At 60.0% G+C, this 19,520-nt stretch carries 19 protein-coding genes and 2 tRNA genes; 18 read left to right on the top strand and 3 right to left on the bottom strand.

Annotated elements, in window-relative coordinates; all coding sequences use genetic code 11:
- The first annotated feature begins 13 nt into the window (after window positions 1–13).
- Genes mmsB through EL18_RS07060 form a run of 3 tightly spaced genes read left to right on the top strand, consistent with a single transcriptional unit; the run spans window position 14 to window position 3,115 of the window.
- Complete coding sequence (gene mmsB, locus EL18_RS07070) at window positions 14–1,243, top strand: multiple monosaccharide ABC transporter permease (protein WP_036481160.1); 1,230 nt, start codon at window positions 14–16, stop codon at window positions 1,241–1,243.
- Between the two features lie 3 nt (window positions 1,244–1,246).
- Window positions 1,247–2,179: a Gfo/Idh/MocA family protein gene (locus EL18_RS07065; RefSeq protein ID WP_036481158.1), complete on the top strand. Its 933-nt coding sequence runs from the start codon at window positions 1,247–1,249 to the stop codon at window positions 2,177–2,179.
- Window positions 2,180–2,197: 18 nt separating this feature from the next.
- Window positions 2,198–3,115 carry a dihydrodipicolinate synthase family protein gene (locus tag EL18_RS07060; RefSeq protein ID WP_036481156.1) on the top strand — a complete coding sequence of 306 codons (918 nt, stop codon included), beginning with the start codon at window positions 2,198–2,200 and terminating at the stop codon, window positions 3,113–3,115.
- 143 nt (window positions 3,116–3,258) lie between these two features.
- Here the strand turns inward: EL18_RS07060 and EL18_RS07055 are convergent.
- Window positions 3,259–3,334, bottom strand: a tRNA-Val gene (locus EL18_RS07055).
- A gap of 209 nt (window positions 3,335–3,543) precedes the next feature.
- Here EL18_RS07055 and EL18_RS07050 point away from each other — a divergent pair.
- A tRNA-Asp gene (locus EL18_RS07050) sits at window positions 3,544–3,620 on the top strand.
- Window positions 3,621–3,735: 115 nt separating this feature from the next.
- On the opposite strand, the gene EL18_RS07045 is transcribed toward EL18_RS07050, so the two are convergent.
- Window positions 3,736–4,356 carry an exopolysaccharide biosynthesis protein gene (locus EL18_RS07045; protein ID WP_200875504.1) on the bottom strand — a complete coding sequence of 207 codons (621 nt, stop codon included), beginning with the start codon at window positions 4,354–4,356 and terminating at the stop codon, window positions 3,736–3,738.
- 128 nt (window positions 4,357–4,484) lie between these two features.
- On the opposite strand from EL18_RS07045, the gene EL18_RS17270 reads away from it, so the two are divergent.
- The gene (locus EL18_RS17270) at window positions 4,485–5,219 is read left to right on the top strand and encodes a hypothetical protein (protein WP_051913846.1); all 735 of its coding nucleotides are present in this window, start codon (window positions 4,485–4,487) and stop codon (window positions 5,217–5,219) included.
- Between the two features lie 56 nt (window positions 5,220–5,275).
- Here the strand turns inward: EL18_RS17270 and EL18_RS07035 are convergent, their stop codons facing one another.
- A complete protein-coding gene (locus tag EL18_RS07035; RefSeq protein ID WP_036481154.1) occupies window positions 5,276–6,478 on the bottom strand; it encodes a winged helix-turn-helix domain-containing protein in 1,203 nt (400 codons plus the stop codon).
- Between the two features lie 287 nt (window positions 6,479–6,765).
- Here EL18_RS07035 and EL18_RS07030 point away from each other — a divergent pair, with 287 nt between their 5' ends.
- The 13 genes from EL18_RS07030 to nuoL all read left to right on the top strand — a co-directional run bounded on the left by EL18_RS07030 (window position 6,766) and on the right by nuoL (window position 19,454).
- Window positions 6,766–7,131 (top strand): NADH-quinone oxidoreductase subunit A, encoded by a 366-nt coding sequence (locus EL18_RS07030; RefSeq protein WP_036481151.1) that lies wholly within the window; start codon window positions 6,766–6,768, stop codon window positions 7,129–7,131.
- Window positions 7,122–7,697, top strand: coding sequence for a NuoB/complex I 20 kDa subunit family protein (locus tag EL18_RS07025; protein ID WP_036481148.1), 576 nt, complete (start codon window positions 7,122–7,124; stop codon window positions 7,695–7,697). The genes EL18_RS07030 and EL18_RS07025 overlap by 10 nt, the downstream gene beginning before the upstream one ends.
- An 11-nt stretch (window positions 7,698–7,708) precedes the next feature.
- Window positions 7,709–8,311 (top strand): NADH-quinone oxidoreductase subunit C, encoded by a 603-nt coding sequence (locus EL18_RS07020; RefSeq protein WP_036481145.1) that lies wholly within the window; start codon window positions 7,709–7,711, stop codon window positions 8,309–8,311.
- A 39-nt stretch (window positions 8,312–8,350) separates the two neighbouring features.
- Window positions 8,351–8,731, top strand: a complete 381-nt coding sequence (locus tag EL18_RS07015) for a four helix bundle protein (RefSeq protein WP_036484186.1) — start codon at window positions 8,351–8,353, stop codon at window positions 8,729–8,731.
- A gap of 83 nt (window positions 8,732–8,814) precedes the next feature.
- Window positions 8,815–10,005 (top strand): NADH-quinone oxidoreductase subunit D, encoded by a 1,191-nt coding sequence (locus tag EL18_RS07010; protein WP_036484184.1) that lies wholly within the window; start codon window positions 8,815–8,817, stop codon window positions 10,003–10,005.
- Window positions 10,005–11,294: an NADH-quinone oxidoreductase subunit E gene (locus EL18_RS07005; protein ID WP_036481143.1), complete on the top strand. Its 1,290-nt coding sequence runs from the start codon at window positions 10,005–10,007 to the stop codon at window positions 11,292–11,294. The genes EL18_RS07010 and EL18_RS07005 overlap by 1 nt, the downstream gene beginning before the upstream one ends.
- A 10-nt stretch (window positions 11,295–11,304) precedes the next feature.
- Window positions 11,305–12,609 carry an NADH-quinone oxidoreductase subunit NuoF gene (gene nuoF / locus EL18_RS07000; protein WP_036481140.1) on the top strand — a complete coding sequence of 435 codons (1,305 nt, stop codon included), beginning with the start codon at window positions 11,305–11,307 and terminating at the stop codon, window positions 12,607–12,609.
- A gap of 49 nt (window positions 12,610–12,658) precedes the next feature.
- Complete coding sequence (gene nuoG, locus EL18_RS06995) at window positions 12,659–14,740, top strand: NADH-quinone oxidoreductase subunit NuoG (RefSeq protein ID WP_036481138.1); 2,082 nt, start codon at window positions 12,659–12,661, stop codon at window positions 14,738–14,740.
- Window positions 14,741–14,749: 9 nt separating this feature from the next.
- The gene (nuoH, locus tag EL18_RS06990) at window positions 14,750–15,793 is read left to right on the top strand and encodes an NADH-quinone oxidoreductase subunit NuoH (RefSeq protein WP_036481136.1); all 1,044 of its coding nucleotides are present in this window, start codon (window positions 14,750–14,752) and stop codon (window positions 15,791–15,793) included.
- A gap of 40 nt (window positions 15,794–15,833) precedes the next feature.
- Window positions 15,834–16,325 carry an NADH-quinone oxidoreductase subunit NuoI gene (gene nuoI / locus EL18_RS06985; RefSeq protein ID WP_036481135.1) on the top strand — a complete coding sequence of 164 codons (492 nt, stop codon included), beginning with the start codon at window positions 15,834–15,836 and terminating at the stop codon, window positions 16,323–16,325.
- A gap of 186 nt (window positions 16,326–16,511) precedes the next feature.
- Window positions 16,512–17,132, top strand: coding sequence for an NADH-quinone oxidoreductase subunit J (locus EL18_RS06980; protein ID WP_036481133.1), 621 nt, complete (start codon window positions 16,512–16,514; stop codon window positions 17,130–17,132).
- Window positions 17,133–17,134: 2 nt separating this feature from the next.
- Window positions 17,135–17,443, top strand: a complete 309-nt coding sequence (nuoK, locus tag EL18_RS06975) for an NADH-quinone oxidoreductase subunit NuoK (RefSeq protein WP_036481131.1) — start codon at window positions 17,135–17,137, stop codon at window positions 17,441–17,443.
- Window positions 17,444–17,462: 19 nt separating this feature from the next.
- Window positions 17,463–19,454 carry an NADH-quinone oxidoreductase subunit L gene (gene nuoL, locus EL18_RS06970; RefSeq protein ID WP_036481130.1) on the top strand — a complete coding sequence of 664 codons (1,992 nt, stop codon included), beginning with the start codon at window positions 17,463–17,465 and terminating at the stop codon, window positions 19,452–19,454.
- The last annotated feature ends 66 nt before the right edge of the window (window positions 19,455–19,520 follow it).

The following is a 19,520-nucleotide window of genomic DNA, read 5'->3' as shown; positions in this document are numbered from 1 at the left end:
GGAGAATGACGCGATGTCCGAGACAGTGACCGCGAATGCAACCGCCACCCGTAGCTGGGGCAGCTATCTGACTTCACATATCCGCGAATACGGGCTGCTTTTCGCCCTGATCGCGATCATGGTCTTCTTCCAGATCGTGACCGACGGAACATTGCTGCGCCCGGTCAACATCACCAATCTGTTCCTGCAGAACAGCTACATCATCATCATGGCGCTCGGCATGCTGATCGTCATCGTCTGTGGCCACATCGACCTGTCGGTCGGTTCGGTCATGGGGTTCATAGGCGCGCTGGCCGCCGTGATGATCGTGCAATGGGACGTGTCCCTGTGGATCGCGATCCCCGCCTGCCTCCTGATGGGAACGCTCATCGGTGCAGCCCAGGGCTATTGGGTCGCCTATTGGAGCATTCCCTCCTTCATCGTCACGCTTGCCGGCATGCTGGTCTTTCGCGGCCTTTCGCTCTGGCTGCTCGAAGGCCAGTCGGTCGGCCCGTTCCCACGTGAATTTCAGGCGCTCTCAACGGGCTTCATACCCGATTTCCTGCCCTTCATCGGCGACGGCATCAAGACTGTTACCGGCGACAAGCGCATGAACGGCTTTGCCATGGCGGTCGGCGGTGCTGTGGTGGCTTGCATCATCTGGCTTGGACTGCGCAAGCGTCAGCGCAATGAGGCCTATGGCATCGAGGACGAACCGAAGAGCTTCTTCATCGCGCGCAATGTCATCATTGCCGGCGCATTCATGTTCCTGATCTACAAGCTCTCCACCTTCCGCGGGCTGCCCAATGTGCTCATCACCATGGGCATCCTGACCATCATCTACGCCTTCATCACCGAACGTTCCACGCTGGGCCGTCGAATCTACGCCATTGGCGGCAACAAGAAGGCTGCAAAACTCTCAGGCATACCCGCCGAGCGGCTGACCTTCCTGACTTTCGTCAATATGGGCTTCCTCGCCGCGCTGGCGGGCCTCATCTTTGCGGCGCGGCTGAACACGGCGACGCCCAAGGCCGGCTTCGCGCTCGAACTCGACGTGATCGCAGCCGTCTTTATCGGCGGCGCTTCCATGTCCGGCGGCGTTGGCAAGATCGTCGGCGCGGTCGTCGGTGCCTTCATCATGGGTGTGATGAACAACGGCATGTCGATCATGGGCATCGGCATCGACTATCAGCAGGTCATCAAGGGCCTCGTGCTGCTCGCTGCCGTGATCTTCGACGTCTACAACAAGCAGAAGCGGGGCTGAGTGATGGCTGCAAAGACACACAAGGTCGCGATTGTCGGCGTTGGCAAGATTGCACGGGACCAGCATGTGCCGGCCATTGAGCGCAGCCAGTCCTTCGAACTCGCCGCCACTGCCAGTCGCAATGCGGAAATTTCGGGGACCCGCGCCTACCGGACCCTTGCCGAGCTTCTTGACGCCGAACCGGGCATCACCTGCATATCCCTGTGCACGCCACCGCAGGCGCGTTACGCAGATGCGCGCCTGGCACTCAAGGCCGGTCGCCATGTCATGCTGGAAAAACCACCTGGTGCCACTTTGTCGGAGGTTCATGATCTTGTCGAACTGGCCAGGTCGAAGAACGTAAGCCTCTATGCCACATGGCATTCCCGCCATGCGGCCGCGGTCGATGCGGCGCGCGAATGGCTGGCCGGCCGCAGGATCGACGCGATCAGAATCAATTGGAAGGAAGATGTCCGCTATTGGCATCCCGGTCAGGAATGGATCTGGGAGGCCGGTGGCGTGGGTGTGTTCGATCCCGGGATCAATGGCCTGTCAGTACTCACCGAGATCCTGCCCTTCCCGATACATCTGGCCAGCGCTGAATTGTCATTCCCCGAGAACCGGAACACACCCATAGCGGCCAGCCTGCGTTTCCGCGCGCCGACAAATATCCCGATCACCGCTGAGTTCGACTGGCTTGAAGAGGGAAGCCCTCTCTGGGACATCGAGATCGACACGGATGGCGGCGCCATGCTGCTGCGTGAGGGCGGCGCACGCCTTCTCATCGACGGCAAGGAGAAGGCTTCGGGCGGTGATGCGGAATATCCGCGCCTTTACGCGCGATTCGCCGAACTCATCCCCACCGGTGCGATCGAAGTCGATCTCGCACCCATGCGCCACGTCGCAGACGCCTTCACCCTTGGCAAACGCGTGACCGTCGCACCATTTCACTGGTAATTTCCGAAAGGCATTTTGATGCAAACGCCACTGACCGGCATTCTTCCCGTCGCGCCCACACCTTTTCATGATGATGGACGTGTCGATGAAGAAGGCATGCGCCGGGTTCTCGACTGCATGATTGACCAGGGCTCCGATGCGATCTGCATCTTGGCCAACTACTCCGAGCAATTCGTGCTTTCGGACGAGGAGAGGGCGGTTCTGACCCGCCTCAGTCTGGAGCATGTGGGCGGTCGCGTGCCGGTCATCGTGACCACGAGCCATTTCTCCACCAATATCGCTGTCGCGCGTGCGCGCGAAGCCGAGGCACAGGGCGCCTCGATGCTCATGATGATGCCGCCCTATCACGGGACGGGCCTCAAGGCTGACGACGAAGCCATCATGGAGCATTTCGGTGCCGTGAGCGACGCCGTTTCCATTCCCATCATGGTGCAGGATGCACCGATTTCCGGGGTGAACCTGCCGGTCCCCCTGCTTGCACGCATGGCACGCGAGATCGAGCAGGTCAGCTATTTCAAAATCGAATGCCCCTTCGCTGCCGACAAGTTGGCCGCCCTCATCGAGGCTGCCGGTGAGCATGTAGTGGGGCCTTTCGATGGTGAAGAAGCCGTGACGCTTCTGGCCGATCTGGATGCCGGCTGCACCGGCACGATGACCTCGGGTATGTTCCCAGACAAGATAAAGCCCATCGTGACCAGCTATCTGGCAGGCGACAAGGCTGCAGCGCTAGAACATTGGCAGGCCTGTCTGCCGCTCATTAATCATGAGAATCGCCAATGCGGTCTGCGCGCCTGCAAGACCATCTTCAAGGAAGGCGGCGTGATCGGCTCCGATCATGTGCGCCATCCCCTGCGCCCGATGAGCGCACGCACGAAAGAGCGTCTCGTCTCATTGGCACGCGAGCTGGACATTCTCGCCCTGCGTTGGGGCAACTAGAGCCAGCCGCAGCCCATCAAACCGTGCGAAGCAGGCCGCATGTGCAAAACAGCATGTGCGGTCAATTTGCATGCAGATGAAAACGGCGCGGAAAGCCTGCCGCTCGCAGCAGCGGATTCGATTGGTGAATGCAAATCAGGGAATGGTGGGCGATGAGAGACTCGAACTCCCGACATCTTCGGTGTAAACGAAGCGCTCTACCAACTGAGCTAATCGCCCTTGCGGCCCCGCGCCGAGTGCGCGTTGGCAAGGCCGTCCGTTTAGGCGGTTCTGTGAATTATCGCAAGCCCCATTGTGGAATTTTGCGTTGATTTTCGGCCTGTTGAAAAATCATTCGGCAAAGTGCGTTTCACCTGCTTGACAGTCGAACGAATACCCCCTAATTCAGCGCCACAACGCCGGGGCGCACTGCTTCGGCCCAACGAAAAGCGGGTGTAGCTCAGTTGGTTAGAGTGCCGGCCTGTCACGCCGGAGGTCGCGGGTTCGAGCCCCGTCACTCGCGCCACTTCCCACCACGGTGAAGTGGCTACCGCTTTCTCTCAGAAGTCAGCAGCTTTCGAAAAGACAGCCCCTGCGGGGGCTTCTTTCGTTTTGCCCACATCTCTTCTTCCACTGAGGCGTCAGCCGCCGACGAAGAACCAGAGGCCTGCACCCACGGCTGCAATGGCGATGAGCGAAGCAAGAATCATCAGCATGCCGTCGCGTACCAGAAGCGCCAGACCGAGTGTGGCTATGGCGAGCATGGGGCCCGTGCTTGCGAAGGGGAGGAGTTCCAGGGGCGGAACTGCCAGGGTGAGCAACATAGTGATGGCCGCCGCCACCCGTATGAATGGTTTGGTCGTCAGCCAGCGCATCCGCCCGTGAAAATGACGGTCGAGAAAGTTCGCGGTCGACCGCGCCTTTCTGGTGCCCTTGTCCAGCTTGTCGGCAGAAATCTCGCGCTTGAGCACGAAGTCCGGCAGCCAGAAATGCTTCTTTCCAATGAGTATCTGGACTGCGAACATGAACACGATGAAGGCCAGGAAGGTGGGCACCCCTGGAATTGCGCCGAGAGGCGAAAACTCGATGAGGGGAGGCACGATCAGAAACGGCCCGTATGAGCGATGCCCGAAGGCGTCCATCATCTGTCCGATGCTGACCTTTTTCTCGTCCTCCGCCGTCTCGTGAAGGCGATCCAATATGTCGTTGATGCTGTGCGGATCATCTTCTGCCATGCCGGCCAAACGGCAAACGTGCCTCATCGGTTCCCGCTGCTCATCCTCCTGCACGCTTCATTACCCAGCTAAAAATATCGTCATTCCACTGCAGGAACATTCTGCCGAACGGGGATGTTCGACGGGGCACGAGCCAGTTTCAAAAGGAGGTACTCATGAAACGCCTTGCTCTCTCGATCGCTGCCCTTGGCCTTTCCACCGGTCTTGCCACCGCCCAGACGACGCCCTCGCTTGAAGGTCTGGTCAATGTGAATATCCAGGACGTGCTGCAGGACATCGCTGTTGATCTCAACGTTGAAGACAACAACATTCCTGTGACGGTTCAGGTGCCGGTCAATGTTGCAGCCAATGTGTGTGATGTGAACGTGAATGTTCTGTCGGCCCAGCTGTCCACCGGTGATGCCAACTGCACCGCCACGACCGGCTCGCAAGAGCTAACCCAGCTTGTCATGCAGCAGATGGCAGCCGGTGGTTCGGCAACTGGCGGTTCAACCGTCAATAATGACGGGACCGCAACCGCTGGCACGTCCGGTGGCTCGACTGGCGCTACGGCAGACGGCTCGACCGATGCCACGGCTGACGCAGATGCAGGCGGCACCGGCACCTCTGCTGATGATGATCTGAACGCTGATGCCGATGCGGACGTGGATGCAGAGGCCGATGCCGATGTCGCTACCGAGGGTGACGCAGATCTGAACGCGGATGGCGAAACGACCGCCGATGCCGATGCCAATCTGGACGGTGAAATCAGTGACGAAACCACGGCTTCGGTTTGCGACGATGCGGTAAAAAACCCGGCTGGCGAGGTTGCGCCGGGACAGGCCCAGAAGATGGGCGATGTCGACCACGCTCGTGATTGCGCTCCAGGCCAGTTGAAGAAGGCGGAATAAGCGCCTGATCCGAATCGAAATTTCTCATGACCGGGCACCTCGTTGTGCCCGGTTTCCTATGTCTGGGAGAGGGACCGGGTGACATCGGCACTGAAATAGCCCTCGCTGCGGACGATCACGCCATTTAGTCCCAGCCATGACGCCATGTTCGACAGACGTGCCGCGAGCGCATGTGCAGTTTCCCCGCTGGCCTGGGCTTCCTCAAGCGTGGCGTTTTGAACCAGCAGCATCCCCGCCTTGCGATCCGCTTTCAAATCGACGCGCGCAGCAAGCTTTTCACCCAGCAGAAACGGATAGACATAATATCCGTGCTGTCGCTTGTGGGCAGGCGTGTAGATCTCGATGCGGTAGCGAAAGCCAAAGATCCGCTCGGCGCGCGTTCGTTCCCATATCAGCGGGTCGAACGGCGCGAGAAGCGCACTGGCGCGCACGGGACGAGGCTTTCGCGCGTCGCGGTGCAGATAGGCGATGTTGCGCCAGCCTCTTACGGCTACCGGCTCCAGCACACCGTCTTCCACCAGCTCGTTGATTCGCGGATAGGCGTCTGCCGGTGCGAGCCGGTAGTAGTCGCGCAGGTCCGACTGGGTCGCAATGCCAAGTGCTCGGGCAGCATTTGCGACAAGCATGCGCTGTGCATCGGCCTCGTGAGGTGTGGGAGCATCCAGGACCCGCTCGGGCAGCACCCGCTCGGGCAAATCATAGACGCGCTCGAAATTTGCGCCGCGCGAATGCGTGGTGACGAGGCCGGCCCAGAACAGCCATTCAAGCGCTCTCTTGGCGTCAGACCATTCCCACCAACCGGCTTGTCCCTTGTGCCCTTCGATGGCCGAACAGGTGAGGGGACCATCATCTGCAACGCGGTCAAGAACGCTGCGGATGAACGCCTGCTTCTCCCGCCCGAAACGCGCAAGGCCACTATAGATCCCGACCCCTCGGCGCGCCCTTTCCATCCTCCACCGAAACAGCGGCTGATCCTCGACCGGCAACAGCGAGGCTTCATGCGCCCAATATTCGAATGCGCCGCGCGGCCTGCGCCCGCTCACGCGCTCCAGCAACTCCTGTCGGTAGGCGCCCATCCTGGAATAGAGCGGCATGTAATGCGCGCGCACGGCGACATTGACCGAGTCGATCTGGAAAAGTCCGATTCGCCTGAGTGTCTTCAAGAGCTGCGCGCGCCCGACCTCCTTTGGCTCAGGATCACCGAAACCCTGCGCCAGAAGTGCGATGCGGCGCGCCTGTAGATTGGTAAGTGTTTGCATCAAGCCTGCTTTCCCCCGACCTTTGTCGATGCTAGGCGCAGATGCCCGCGAGGACCAGCCGCAGGCCGCAGGCTGCTGACACTTGCCTGGAGCGCGGTGGAAAAGGGCGCAATCAGTCACTTATGCCCAAACTTTGCCACGTTAGACTTGCGTCGCTCAAGCGCCTGCGCTAACCCTCGCCGCGTTGCAACATGGGCATGAGCCGCGCTGCCGATTTCCAGCTTCGACAGATCCGCGACAGCCCCAGTACGGAACCGGGCTGAAAACCGGTAACGGAAAGTCGGACAATGAACGATCTACTGAGTTCATATCTACCAATCATCATCTTCATGGGCGTGGCGCTGGCCATCTGTCTGGTGCTTGTGATTGCCCCGTTCCTGGTTGCCTATCGCAATCCGGATCCGGAGAAGCTTTCCGCCTATGAATGTGGCTTCAACGCCTTTGACGACGCGCGCATGAAGTTCGACGTGCGTTTCTACCTGGTGGCCATCCTCTTCATCATCTTCGATCTCGAAGTCGCCTTTCTCTTCCCCTGGGCCGTTTCCTTCGGTGAAGTGGGTTGGATGGGTTTCTGGTCCATGATGGTGTTCCTTGGTGTTCTCACCATCGGCTTTATCTATGAGTGGAAGAAGGGAGCGCTGGAATGGGATTGAATGACAAGACCCTCATCGCGCCCCAGCCGCGCGGTCTGGTCGACCCGAATACAGGAAATCCGGTTGGCGAGAACGACCCGTTCTTCTCCGGCATCAATGACGAGCTTTCCGACAAGGGGTTCATCGTAACCTCCTCGGAAGCGCTGATCACCTGGGCACGTACCGGCTCGCTGATGTGGATGACCTTCGGTCTGGCCTGCTGTGCCGTGGAGATGATGCATGTCTCCATGCCGCGCTATGACGCCGAGCGTTTCGGCATCGCGCCGCGCGCCTCGCCGCGCCAGTCCGACGTGATGATCGTCGCCGGCACGCTGACCAACAAGATGGCGCCCGCTCTGCGCAAGGTCTATGACCAGATGCCCGAGCCGCGTTACGTCATCTCCATGGGTTCTTGCGCCAATGGCGGCGGCTACTACCACTACTCCTATTCGGTTGTGCGGGGCTGCGACCGCATCGTGCCGGTGGATATCTATGTGCCGGGCTGCCCGCCCACCGCTGAAGCACTGCTCTACGGCATTCTTCTTCTGCAGAAGAAGATCCGCCGGACCGGCACGATCGAGCGCTGAGGTTTGAAGTCATGAGCGAAGCGCTAAAGGACCTGGCGGCCTATATCACCGAGAAGCTGGATGCACAGATCCAGGACGCGGTGGTGGCCTATGGCGAACTGACGCTGATCGTCGAGGCCGGCGACATCGTCGACGTGCTGAACTTCCTGAAAAGCGATGTTCAGTGCCAGTTCGTGTCCTTCATCGACATTTCCGGCGCCGACTATCCGGCGCGCAAGAAGCGGTTCGAGGTGGTCTACCATCTCCTGTCTCCGCGCCAGAACCAGCGTATCCGCGTGAAGCTGTCGACCGATGAAGACACGCCCGTGCCTTCCGTCATCGACGTCTTCCCGGGTGCCGACTGGTACGAGCGCGAAGTCTACGACATGTATGGCGTGCTCTTCACCGGCCACCCGGACCTGCGCCGCATCCTGACCGACTACGGTTTCGAGGGTTACCCGCTTCGCAAGGACTTCCCGCTGACCGGCTATGTCGAGGTTCGCTACGACGGCGAAGCCAAGCGCGTGGTCTACGAGCCGGTGGAACTGCGCCAGGAATTCCGCAACTTCGACTTCCTCTCTCCGTGGGAGGGAACGGAGTATGTGTTGCCGGGGGATGAGAAAGCCAAGGAGTAGGTGGTCGGTAGTAGGTAGTTGGTAGGGCAGGAGGTATGGGTGGCAGATGTCATCCGGAATTATCGGGACTTGAAGGTTTGGCAGGCAGCAATGGCGTTGGCCGAAGCTGTGTACAAGGCAAGCGACAGTTTCCCGAATTCCGAGATTTACGGTCTGACAAGCCAGATGCGTCGTGCCTCCGTGTCCATAGCCTCGAACATCGCCGAAGGCTTCGGAAGAGATAGTAATGGGGTCTTTGTTCAGTTCTTGCGAGTGGCGCAGGGATCTCTGAAAGAGCTTGAAACGCAGATTCTGCTCGCATGTCGGGTTGGTGTCTGCCCGACTGAGAATGAAACCGAACTTTTGCGTCGCTGTGAGGAAATCGGAAAGATGCTGCGTTCACTGATCCGAGCGGTACAAGCGAAGCAAAGTAGTGAGTAGACGGACCGACAAGATGATTACTACCTACTATTCACTACCGACTACCGACCACCAACTCAGCAACCCCGTTGCTGGAGCCCGTCATGCCTGAAACATCCGTCCGCAATTTCAACATCAATTTCGGTCCGCAGCATCCGGCGGCTCACGGCGTTCTGCGCCTTGTGCTGGAGCTTGACGGTGAGGTGGTCGAGCGTGTCGATCCGCATATCGGTCTGCTTCATCGCGGCACTGAGAAGCTGATCGAGTACAAGACCTATCTCCAGGGCCTGCCTTATCTCGACCGCCTCGATTACGTGGCGCCGATGAACCAGGAGCATGCCTATGCGCTGGGCATCGAGCGGCTTCTGGATATTGAGGTGCCGATCCGCGGCCAGTTGATCCGCGTGCTTTACTCCGAGATTGGCCGCATCCTTTCGCATCTTCTGAACATCACCACCCAGGCCATGGATGTGGGCGCGCTCACGCCGCCGCTTTGGGGCTTTGAAGAGCGCGAGAAGCTGATGGTGTTCTACGAGCGCGCATCGGGTGCGCGCATGCACTCGGCCTATTTCCGTCCCGGCGGCGTTCACCAGGATCTGCCCGATCAGCTTGTCGAGGACATCGGCAACTGGATCGACCCGTTCCTGCAGACGGTCTCCAATCTGGACGACCTGCTGACCGACAACCGCATCTTCAAGCAGCGCAACGTCGATATCGGCGTGATCAGCCTGGATGATGCATGGGCGCGCGGTTTCTCCGGCGTGATGGTGCGCGGTTCGGGCGCTGCATGGGATCTGCGCAAGAGCCAGCCCTATGAATGCTATTCCGAAATGGAATTCGACATCCCGATCGGCAAGAATGGCGACTGCTACGACCGCTATCTCATCCGCATGGAAGAGATGCGCCAGTCGGCGAAGATCATGCGCCAGTGCGTCGACCGTCTTCTGGGCACCGAGCGTACGGGGCCGGTCTCCAACACCGATGGCAAGATCGTTCCGCCCAAGCGCCCGGCCATGAAGCGTTCGATGGAAGCGCTGATCCATCACTTCAAGCTCTATACAGAGGGCTTCCACGTGCCTGCCGGTGAAGTTTACGCCGCCGTTGAAGCGCCGAAGGGCGAGTTCGGCGTCTATCTCGTCGCCGACGGCACCAACAAACCCTATCGCTGCAAGTTCCGCGCACCTGGCTATGCTCACCTGCAGGCCATGGATTATATGTGCCGCGGACACCTGCTCGCCGACGTATCCGCCGTGCTCGGCTCCCTCGACATCGTGTTTGGTGAGGTAGACCGCTAATGTCAGTCCGCCGTCTTGCAGACGAAGCCGTCCAGCCCGCTTCCTTCGCCTTTTCGCCAGAAATGGGTGAACAGGCGAAAGGCTGGATCGCGAAATATCCTGAAGGCCGTCAGCATTCCGCTGTTATCCCGCTTCTGATGCTTGCGCAGGAGCAGGAAGGCTGGGTTACGCGTGCCGCCGTTGAACATGTTGCAGACATGCTCGACATGCCGCTGATCCGCGTGCTCGAGGTCGCGACCTTCTACACCCAGTTCCAACTTCAGCCCATCGGCACGAAGGCTCACATCCAGGTCTGCGGAACCACGCCCTGCATGCTGCGCGGGGCAGGGGATCTCATCGATCTTTGCAAGAAGAAGATCCATCCCGAACCCTTCCACACCAACGCCGAGGGCACCCTGTCCTGGGAAGAGGTGGAGTGTCAGGGCGCGTGTGTGAACGCTCCCATGGTCATGATCTTCAAGGATACCTATGAAGATCTGACGGTTGAGCGTCTCGACGAGATCATCGAGGCTTTCGAGGCGGACAAGGGCGATACGATCACGCCTGGTCCCCAGATCGACCGCACCTATTCCGCTCCGGCCTCCGGCCTCACCTCGCTCACCGACGAAGAGGCGGTGAAGCGCAAGCACTGGCAGGGCTCTGCCAATGCCGAAGAGCCAAGTGCTGCAGAAGCCGATACCCAGGTCCCGCCGTCCCGGGCCGCAAAGCCCGAAACGGATGCGCGCGAGACCGATCCCGCAATCAAGTCACCGTCGCCGGTCAAGAGCGACAATTCGGTAGAGAAGGCTGCAAGCGCGGACGCGCCGAAGGAAAAGCCGGTACAGGCCGACCGCGTTGCCGAGGAAACCGAGAAGACCGTCAAGACCCGCAAGCATTCCGATGATCATCGGGTCGAAGGCGAGGAAAAGGAACTGGAATCGCCTGAGCTGAAAAAGGCGAAGGCCGCGAAGGATCCCGAGCCGGGTCCGGAATCGCCAGCTCCCAACAAAACCGCAAAGCCATCGCTTGATGACGAGCGGCGGCCCGAAGGCATTCGCCGTCCGGCTGAACCGGATGACCTCAAGATGATTTCCGGCGTTGGCCCGAAGATCGAGGGCATCCTGAACGAACTCGGCATCTATACCTTCGCTCAGATTGCTGCCTGGACACAGGATCAGCGCGACTGGGTCGATGGATATCTGCGCTTCAAGGGTCGCATTGATCGCGACAACTGGGTAAAGCAGGCAGACGCGCTGGCCCGTGGCGGCGAAGCCGAATATATCCGCGTTTTCGGCAAGAAGCCGCGGTGAGGAGAGTTTGATGCTTCAGGATCAGGACCGCATCTTCACCAATATCTATGGTCGCTTCGACAAGTCGTTGAAGGGCGCCATGGCCCGTGGCCATTGGGACAGCACCAATGAGATCGTGGCCAAGGGCCGCGACTGGATCATCAACGAGATGAAGGCCTCCGGCCTTCGCGGTCGTGGTGGCGCAGGCTTCCCGACCGGTCTCAAATGGTCCTTCATGCCCAAGGAACAGGGCGAGCGTCCGCATTATCTCGTCGTCAATGCCGACGAGTCGGAGCCGGGCACCTGCAAGGACCGCGACATCATGCGCCACGATCCGCATACGCTGATCGAAGGCTGCCTGATCGCCGGTTTCGCGATGGGTGCGCACACCGCCTATATCTATGTCCGCGGCGAGTTCATTCGCGAGCGCGAGGCTCTGCAGCGCGCCATCGACGAATGCTATGACGCGGGCCTTCTGGGCCGGAACAACAAATGCGGCTGGGACATGGACGTCTTCGTCCATCACGGTGCGGGCGCCTATATCTGCGGTGAGGAAACCGCACTTCTGGAAAGCCTTGAAGGCAAGAAGGGCCAACCCCGCCTCAAGCCGCCATTCCCGGCCAATGTCGGCCTTTATGGCTGCCCGACCACGGTCAACAATGTCGAGTCCATCGCCGTTGCACCGACCATCCTGCGTCGTGGCGCTTCGTGGTTCTCCTCCTTCGGGCGCGAAAACAACAAGGGCACCAAGCTCTTCTGCATCTCCGGTCACGTGGAAAATCCGTGCACGGTGGAAGAAGAGATGTCGATCCCGTTCCGCGAGCTGATCGAGCGCCATTGCGGTGGCATTCGCGGCGGCTGGGACAATCTGCTTGCTGTCATTCCGGGCGGTTCTTCGGTGCCGCTGGTGCCTGCTGAGCAGATCATCGACACGCCGATGGATTTCGACAGCCTGCGCGAGCTGAAGTCGGGTCTGGGTACCGCGGCGGTGATTGTGATGGACAAGTCCACCGACATCGTGAAGGCGATCGCCCGTCTCTCCTACTTCTACAAGCACGAAAGCTGCGGCCAGTGCACGCCGTGCCGCGAAGGCACCGGCTGGATGTGGCGCGTCATGGAGCGTCTCGTGCGCGGCGAAGCCCACAAGCACGAAATCGACATGCTGCTTGACGTGACCAAGCAGGTTGAAGGCCACACGATCTGTGCGCTTGGCGACGCGGCCGCATGGCCCATTCAGGGTCTGATCCGCCACTTCCGCCCCGAGATCGAGCGGCGCATCGACGAATTCACCCGCAACGCACACCGCGCCGAACCGGCGATGGTGGCAGCGGAGTAGGTTAAAGGTTCAAGCCCTTAGTGAGGGCGAGAGGCAACGGACAGCGATAATGGCAAAACTCAAAGTCGACGGCACGGAGATCGAAGTACCCGATCACTACACGCTGCTGCAGGCCGCTGAAGAAGCGGGCGCGGAAGTGCCGCGCTTCTGTTTCCATGAGCGCCTGTCGGTTGCCGGCAACTGCCGCATGTGCCTGGTGGAAGTGAAGGGCGGACCGCCCAAGCCTGCCGCATCCTGCGCCATGGGCGTGCGCGACCTGCGTCCCGGCCCCAATGGCGAGACGCCGGAAATCTTCACCAAGACGCCAATGGTGAAGAAGGCGCGCGAAGGCGTCATGGAGTTCCTGCTCATCAACCATCCGCTCGACTGCCCGATCTGCGATCAGGGCGGCGAGTGCGATCTGCAGGACCAGGCCATGGCCTATGGCGTGGATTCCTCGCGCTTCCACGAGAACAAGCGCGCGGTCGAAGACAAATATATCGGACCGCTCGTCAAGACGATCATGACGCGCTGCATCCATTGCACGCGCTGCGTCCGCTTTACCACTGAAGTTGCAGGCATTTCCGAGCTCGGCGCGACGGGCCGCGGCGAGGATATGGAGATCACCACCTATCTCGAACAGGCCATGACGTCGGAGCTTCAGGGCAATGTCATCGACCTGTGCCCGGTCGGTGCGCTCACCTCCAAGCCCTATGCCTTCCAGGCGCGTCCGTGGGAACTGTCCAAGACCCAGTCCATCGACGTGATGGATGCGGTCGGCTCGGCCATCCGCGTCGATGCCCGTGGCCGCGAGGTCATGCGCATCATGCCGCGCGTGAACGAGGCGGTGAACGAGGAGTGGATTTCCGACAAGACCCGTTTCGTGTGGGATGGCCTGCGCACGCAGCGCCTCGACCGTCCCTATGTCCGAAAGGGCAAGCGCCTTCAGCCGGCAACCTGGGTTGAAGCCTTCCAGGCGATCGCCAAGGCCGTCTCCAAGACCTCCGGCGAGAAGATTGGCGCGATTGCCGGCGATCTTGCCGGTGTCGAAGAGATGTTCGCGCTCAAGACGCTGATGCAGTCGCTGGGCTCGACCAATCACGACTGCCGCCAGGACGGCACCAAGCTTGATCCGTCCCTTGGCCGCGCGAGCTATCTCTTCAATCCCACGATCGAAGGCATCGATGAGGCAGACGCTCTGCTCATCATCGGCTCCAATCCGCGGTTCGAGGCCTCCGTCATCAATGCGCGCATCCGCAAGCGCTGGCGCATGGGCGACTTCCCGATCGGCGTGATCGGCAATCCGGGGGACCTTCGTTACGACTACGAAATGCTCGGCGCCGGTTCCGACACGCTTGCCGAAATGGCAGGCGGCAAGGGCGCCTTCCTCGATGTTCTGAAGAACGCGAAGCGTCCGATGATCATCATTGGCCAGGGCGCGCTGATCGGAGATGACGGTCAGGCGGTTCTCGGCCAGGCGGCCAAGCTTGCCGATACCGTCGGTGCAGTTGGCGAAGAATGGAACGGTTTTGCTGTTCTTCACACCGCCGCTTCGCGCGTCGGTGCGCTCGATATCGGCTTCGTGCCGAGCGAGGGCGGTCGCGACATTGCAGGCATGGCCGGAAACATGGACGTCATGTTCCTGCTCGGCGCTGACGAGATCGACATGGCTTCGCTGGGTGAAGCCTTCACCGTCTATATCGGCACCCATGGTGACGCAGGCGCCCACCGCGCCGATGTCATCCTGCCGGCTGCGACCTATACGGAAAAGGCCGCGACCTATGTGAACACCGAAGGCCGTGTGCAGATGACCACCCGCGCCGGTTTCGCTCCGGGCGAGGCCAAGGAAGATTGGGCAATCATCCGTGCACTTTCGGAAGTGCTCGGTCACAAGCTGCCCTTCGACTCCGCGGCTCAGTTGCGCGCTGCACTTTATGGCGAATATCCGCACATGGCCGCAATTGACGCCGTCGAGCCTGCCGATGCGGCATCGCTTGCCAATCTGTCGAAGCTTGCGGGCCAGATGTCCGGTGCGGCATTCGTGTCGCCTGTCACCGACTTCTACCTCACCAATCCGATCGCACGCGCTTCTGCCGTCATGGCCGAGTGCTCTGCACTTGCGCGCGGCGAACTGAAACAGGCGGCGGAATAGAGAGAGACCATGGAATCCATCTTTTCCAGCTATGTGCTTCCAGGCCTGCTGATCCTCGCGCAGTCGGTCTTCCTCATCTCGGTGCTTCTGATCTTCGTGGCATATATCCTTTATGCCGACCGCAAGATCTGGGCCGCGGTCCAGCTGCGCCGCGGGCCCAATGTCGTCGGTCCGTGGGGTCTGTTTCAGGCATTTGCCGATCTGCTGAAATTCGTCTTCAAGGAGCCGGTGATCCCGTCCGGTGCCAACAAGGTAGTCTTCATCCTGGCACCTCTGGTCGCCGCGGTTCTTGCCCTTTCCACCTGGGCTGTCATTCCCGTCAGCGAAGGCTGGGCAATTGCGGACATCAATGTCGGCATTCTCTACATCTTCGCCATCGCCTCGCTTGAGGTCTATGGCGTGATCATGGGCGGCTGGGCATCGAACTCGAAATATCCGTTCCTCGGCGCGCTGCGTTCTGCCGCACAGATGGTCTCCTACGAAGTTTCCATCGGCTTCGTCATCGTGACTGTCCTGCTGACGGTCGGATCTCTGAACCTCACCGACATCGTCCTGTCGCAGAGCGATGGTGTCGGCACGATGATCGGCCTGCCGAACAGCTTCCTCGACTGGAACTGGCTCGTTCTCTTCCCGATGTTCATCATCTTCTTCATCTCGGCCCTTGCCGAGACGAACCGTCCGCCTTTCGATCTGGTCGAAGCGGAATCGGAGCTGGTTGCCGGTCACATGATCGAGTATTCCTCGACGCCGTTCCTGCTCTTCTTCCTTGGCGAATATGTTGCCATCGTCCTGATGTGCGCGCTGACCACCATTCTCTTCCTTGGTGGCTGGCTTCCGCCCTTCAACTTCGCGCCCTTCACCTGGGTGCCGGGCCTGATCTGGTTCGTGCTGAAGGTCGTGATGGTCTTCTTCATGTTCGCACTGGTGAAGTCCTTCGTGCCGCGTTACCGCTACGACCAGCTGATGCGCCTTGGCTGGAAGGTCTTCCTGCCGATCTCGCTCTTCATGGTGGTGGCCACCGCCGCCTTCCTCAAGATCACGGGGCTTGCATGATGCGCGTCGTCATCAACGCCACCCAAGCTGGAGAATGACAATGTCAGCTCTTGCACAGGCCGCGAAATCGCTGCTCCTGAAAGAGTTCTTCGGAGCCGTCGTGCTCTCGATGAAGCACTTCTTCGCGCCCAAGGCCACGATCAACTATCCGCACGAAAAGGGTCCACTCAGCCCGCGCTTCCGTGGTGAGCACGCGCTGCGCCGCTATCCCAATGGCGAAGAGCGCTGCATTGCCTGCAAGCTGTGCGAAGCCATCTGCCCGGCGCAGGCCATCACCATCGAGGCCGGCCCGCGCCGCAATGACGGCACCCGCCGCACCGTGCGCTACGACATCGACATGGTGAAATGCATCTATTGCGGCTTCTGCCAGGAAGCTTGCCCGGTGGATGCCATCGTCGAGGGCCCGAATTTCGAGTTCTCAACCGAGACGCGCGAAGAGCTTTACTACGACAAGGAAAAGCTGCTCGCCAATGGCGACCGTTGGGAGCGCGAACTTGCGCGCAATATCGAGCTTGATGGGCCCTACCGCTAAGGGCAGGGCACTGACCGGACGGCACGCTGTCCGGTGAACAACTGAATGGACCTGAGGGTCAGCGCTTCATGTGCGTCCCTTCATGGTCTAAGAGACACGCAAAACCTGCCGGGCTTCGTTTTGGGGCAAGGCAGAACTCACTAGGGGCAGCCCCGCGTCAGGTGCGGGTCAGGTACCGAGGGAACCATGCTTACAGGACTTGAGGCGATCTTCTTCTATCTCTTCGCCTTTATTGGAGTGGCGGCGGCCTTCATGGTCATTGCCGCGCGCAATCCGGTGCACTCGGTGCTTTATTTGATCGTCACCTTCTTCAATGCGGCGGCGCTCTTCCTGCTGACCGGAGCGGAGTTCCTGGCGATGATCCTGCTCGTCGTCTATGTCGGGGCGGTTGCCGTGCTCTTCCTCTTCGTCGTCATGATGCTGGATGTCGATTTCGCGGAACTGAAGCGCGGCGCACTTCAATATGCGCCCATCGGCGCTGTCATCGGCATAATTCTGGCAGTCGAACTGATCGTTGTTCTGGGCGGCTACGCCTTCTCGCCGGAAGTGGCGACGGAGATTGCAAAGCCCATTCCAGACATTGCCGAACGCCACAACACGGCGGCACTCGGCGACATTCTCTACACGGACTACATCCACTTCTTCCAGATTGCAGGCATGGTCCTGCTGGTGTCAATGATCGGCGCAATCGTGTTGACACTGCGCCACAAGGAAGGTGTGCGGCGTCAGTCCATTCCGGCTCAGGTGGCGCGTACGCCAGAGACCGCTATCGAAATCCGCAAGGTTGAATCGGGCGAGGGCATCTGACGATGGAAGTCGGTATCGCACATTTTCTCACCGTCTCGGCGATCCTGTTCACGCTCGGCGTGTTCGGCATCTTCCTGAACCGGAAAAACGTGATCATCATCCTGATGTCGATCGAGCTCATCCTGCTCGCAGTCAACATCAACTTCGTGGCTTTCTCGGCCGTACTGGGGGATCTCGTCGGCCAGGTCTTTGCCCTGTTCGTGCTGACAGTCGCCGCCGCAGAAGCCGCCATCGGCCTTGCCATCCTCGTCGTGTTCTTCCGCAACCGCGGCTCCATCGCGGTCGAAGATATCAACATGATGAAGGGCTGAAGAGGGAACGCATAAGAACATGTATCACCTGATCGTTTTCCTTCCGCTCATAGGCTTTCTGATCGCCGGTCTTTTCGGCCGGTCGATCGGCGCCAAGGCATCCGAATATGTCACCTCCGGCCTGCTGGTCGTGGCAGCTCTCCTGTCATGGGTGGCGTTCTTCACCGTAGCCTTTGGCTCCGGTGAGACCTTCACCGTGCCGGTGCTGCATTTCATCTCTTCGGGCTCGTTGCAGGTCGACTGGGCGCTGCGTATCGACACGCTGACGGTCGTCATGCTCGTCGTGGTGAACTCGGTGTCGGCGCTCGTGCATATCTATTCCATCGGATATATGCACCACGACCCGCACCGCCCGCGTTTCTTTGCCTATCTGTCGCTCTTCACCTTCGCCATGCTGATGCTGGTGACGTCTGACAATCTGGTGCAGATGTTCTTCGGCTGGGAAGGCGTGGGTCTGGCGTCTTATCTGCTGATCGGTTTCTGGTACAAGAAGCCGTCTGCTAGTGCGGCTGCCATGAAGGCCTTCATCGTCAACCGCGTCGGTGACTTCGGCTTCATTCTCGGCATCTTCGGTGTCTTCGTCCTGTTCGGCTCGGTGAATTTCGACACGATCTTCGCGTCCGCGGCAAACTACGTTCCGGTCGAGGGCGGGGAGGGCACCGCCGGTGAGCCGGTTCTCACCTTCCTCGGCTACACGCTCACTATGGGTGGCGCGCTCACCGTGACGTGCCTGCTGCTTTTCCTGGGCGCAATGGGCAAGTCGGCTCAGGTGCCGCTGCACACCTGGCTGCCTGACGCCATGGAAGGCCCGACACCCGTTTCGGCTCTCATTCACGCCGCGACCATGGTTACCGCCGGTGTCTTCATGGTCGCGCGCCTGTCGCCGATCTTCGAGCTGTCGCACACCGCTCTGACGGTCGTGACCGCAGTCGGCGCATTTACCGCCTTCTTCGCGGCAACGGTCGGCCTCGTGCAGAACGACATCAAACGCGTCATCGCCTATTCGACCTGTTCGCAGCTCGGCTACATGTTCGTGGCACTCGGCACGGGCTTTTACAGCGCGGCGATCTTCCACCTCTTCACGCATGCCTTCTTCAAGGCGCTGCTTTTCCTTGGAGCCGGTTCGGTCATCCACGCCGTTTCCGACGAGCAGGACATGCGCAAGATGGGCGGGCTGCGCAAGCTGATCCCGCAGACCTACTGGATGATGATCATCGGCACGATCGCGCTGACCGGTGTCGGCATTCCCGGCACGATCATCGGTACGGCCGGCTTCTTCTCCAAGGATGCGATCATCGAAGGCATCTTCGTGGGCGAGAATGCGGTTGCAGCCGTTGCCTTCGTGCTGCTCGTCGTGGCGGCGGCAATGACCAGCTTCTATTCCTGGCGCCTGATCTTCATGACATTCCACGGCAAGCCCCGCGCTTCCGCAGATGTCATGCATCACGTGCATGAATCGCCGCTCGTCATGCTGGTTCCGCTGTTCATTCTTGCAGCAGGCGCGCTTTTTGCAGGCATCGTGTTCCACGACTTCTTCATCGGCCACGAATACGACCACTTCTGGAAGACCGCGCTCTTCACGCTGCCGGAAAACCATGTCCTTCATGATTTCCATGAGGTACCGCTCTGGGTGAAGTTCTCGCCGCTCTTTGCCATGCTGTTTGGCCTGGCGCTGGCGTGGAAATTCTACATCCGCTCGCCGGAAGTGCCGAAGGAACTGGCAGCACAGCATCGCGGCCTCTACGCCTTCCTTCTCAACAAGTGGTATTTCGACGAGGTCTATGACTTCCTGTTCGTGCGTCCCGCAAAGCGCCTCGGCCACTTCCTTTGGAAGAAGGGCGACGGGATGGTCATCGACGGCCTTGGCCCGGACGGCATTTCGGCCCGCGTGGTCGACGTAACCAACCGCATGGTCAAGCTGCAGAGCGGCTATCTCTACCACTATGCCTTCGCCATGCTGATCGGTGTCGCGGCACTGGTCACCTGGATGATGCTCGGGGGCTCGTTCTGAAAATGATTGATATCGGCGACGTCGTCATCGGGGGCGGCAGCACCATGATAAAGAAATGGATTTTGG

The organism is Nitratireductor basaltis (genome assembly GCF_000733725.1).
Taxonomy (GTDB): Bacteria; Pseudomonadota; Alphaproteobacteria; order Rhizobiales; family Rhizobiaceae; genus Chelativorans; species Chelativorans basaltis.
Note: the sequence above shows the minus strand (reverse complement) of the source record. Positions and strands in the feature narration are given on the sequence as shown.

Excerpts from the sequence above, each read along its gene's own strand:
- mmsB (WP_036481160.1), top strand. The coding sequence starts at position 14 with ATGTCCGAGACAGTGACCGCGAATGCAACCGCCACCCGTAGCTGGGGC.
- EL18_RS07065 (WP_036481158.1), top strand. The coding sequence starts at position 1,247 with ATGGCTGCAAAGACACACAAGGTCGCGATTGTCGGCGTTGGCAAGATT.
- EL18_RS07060 (WP_036481156.1), top strand. The coding sequence starts at position 2,198 with ATGCAAACGCCACTGACCGGCATTCTTCCCGTCGCGCCCACACCTTTT.
- EL18_RS07045 (WP_200875504.1), bottom strand. The coding sequence starts at position 4,356 with ATGAGGCACGTTTGCCGTTTGGCCGGCATGGCAGAAGATGATCCGCAC.
- EL18_RS17270 (WP_051913846.1), top strand. The coding sequence starts at position 4,485 with ATGAAACGCCTTGCTCTCTCGATCGCTGCCCTTGGCCTTTCCACCGGT.
- EL18_RS07035 (WP_036481154.1), bottom strand. The coding sequence starts at position 6,478 with ATGCAAACACTTACCAATCTACAGGCGCGCCGCATCGCACTTCTGGCG.
- EL18_RS07030 (WP_036481151.1), top strand. The coding sequence starts at position 6,766 with ATGAACGATCTACTGAGTTCATATCTACCAATCATCATCTTCATGGGC.
- EL18_RS07025 (WP_036481148.1), top strand. The coding sequence starts at position 7,122 with ATGGGATTGAATGACAAGACCCTCATCGCGCCCCAGCCGCGCGGTCTG.
- EL18_RS07020 (WP_036481145.1), top strand. The coding sequence starts at position 7,709 with ATGAGCGAAGCGCTAAAGGACCTGGCGGCCTATATCACCGAGAAGCTG.
- EL18_RS07010 (WP_036484184.1), top strand. The coding sequence starts at position 8,815 with ATGCCTGAAACATCCGTCCGCAATTTCAACATCAATTTCGGTCCGCAG.
- EL18_RS07005 (WP_036481143.1), top strand. The coding sequence starts at position 10,005 with ATGTCAGTCCGCCGTCTTGCAGACGAAGCCGTCCAGCCCGCTTCCTTC.
- nuoF (WP_036481140.1), top strand. The coding sequence starts at position 11,305 with ATGCTTCAGGATCAGGACCGCATCTTCACCAATATCTATGGTCGCTTC.
- nuoG (WP_036481138.1), top strand. The coding sequence starts at position 12,659 with ATGGCAAAACTCAAAGTCGACGGCACGGAGATCGAAGTACCCGATCAC.
- nuoH (WP_036481136.1), top strand. The coding sequence starts at position 14,750 with ATGGAATCCATCTTTTCCAGCTATGTGCTTCCAGGCCTGCTGATCCTC.
- nuoI (WP_036481135.1), top strand. The coding sequence starts at position 15,834 with ATGTCAGCTCTTGCACAGGCCGCGAAATCGCTGCTCCTGAAAGAGTTC.
- EL18_RS06980 (WP_036481133.1), top strand. The coding sequence starts at position 16,512 with ATGCTTACAGGACTTGAGGCGATCTTCTTCTATCTCTTCGCCTTTATT.
- nuoK (WP_036481131.1), top strand. The coding sequence starts at position 17,135 with ATGGAAGTCGGTATCGCACATTTTCTCACCGTCTCGGCGATCCTGTTC.
- nuoL (WP_036481130.1), top strand. The coding sequence starts at position 17,463 with ATGTATCACCTGATCGTTTTCCTTCCGCTCATAGGCTTTCTGATCGCC.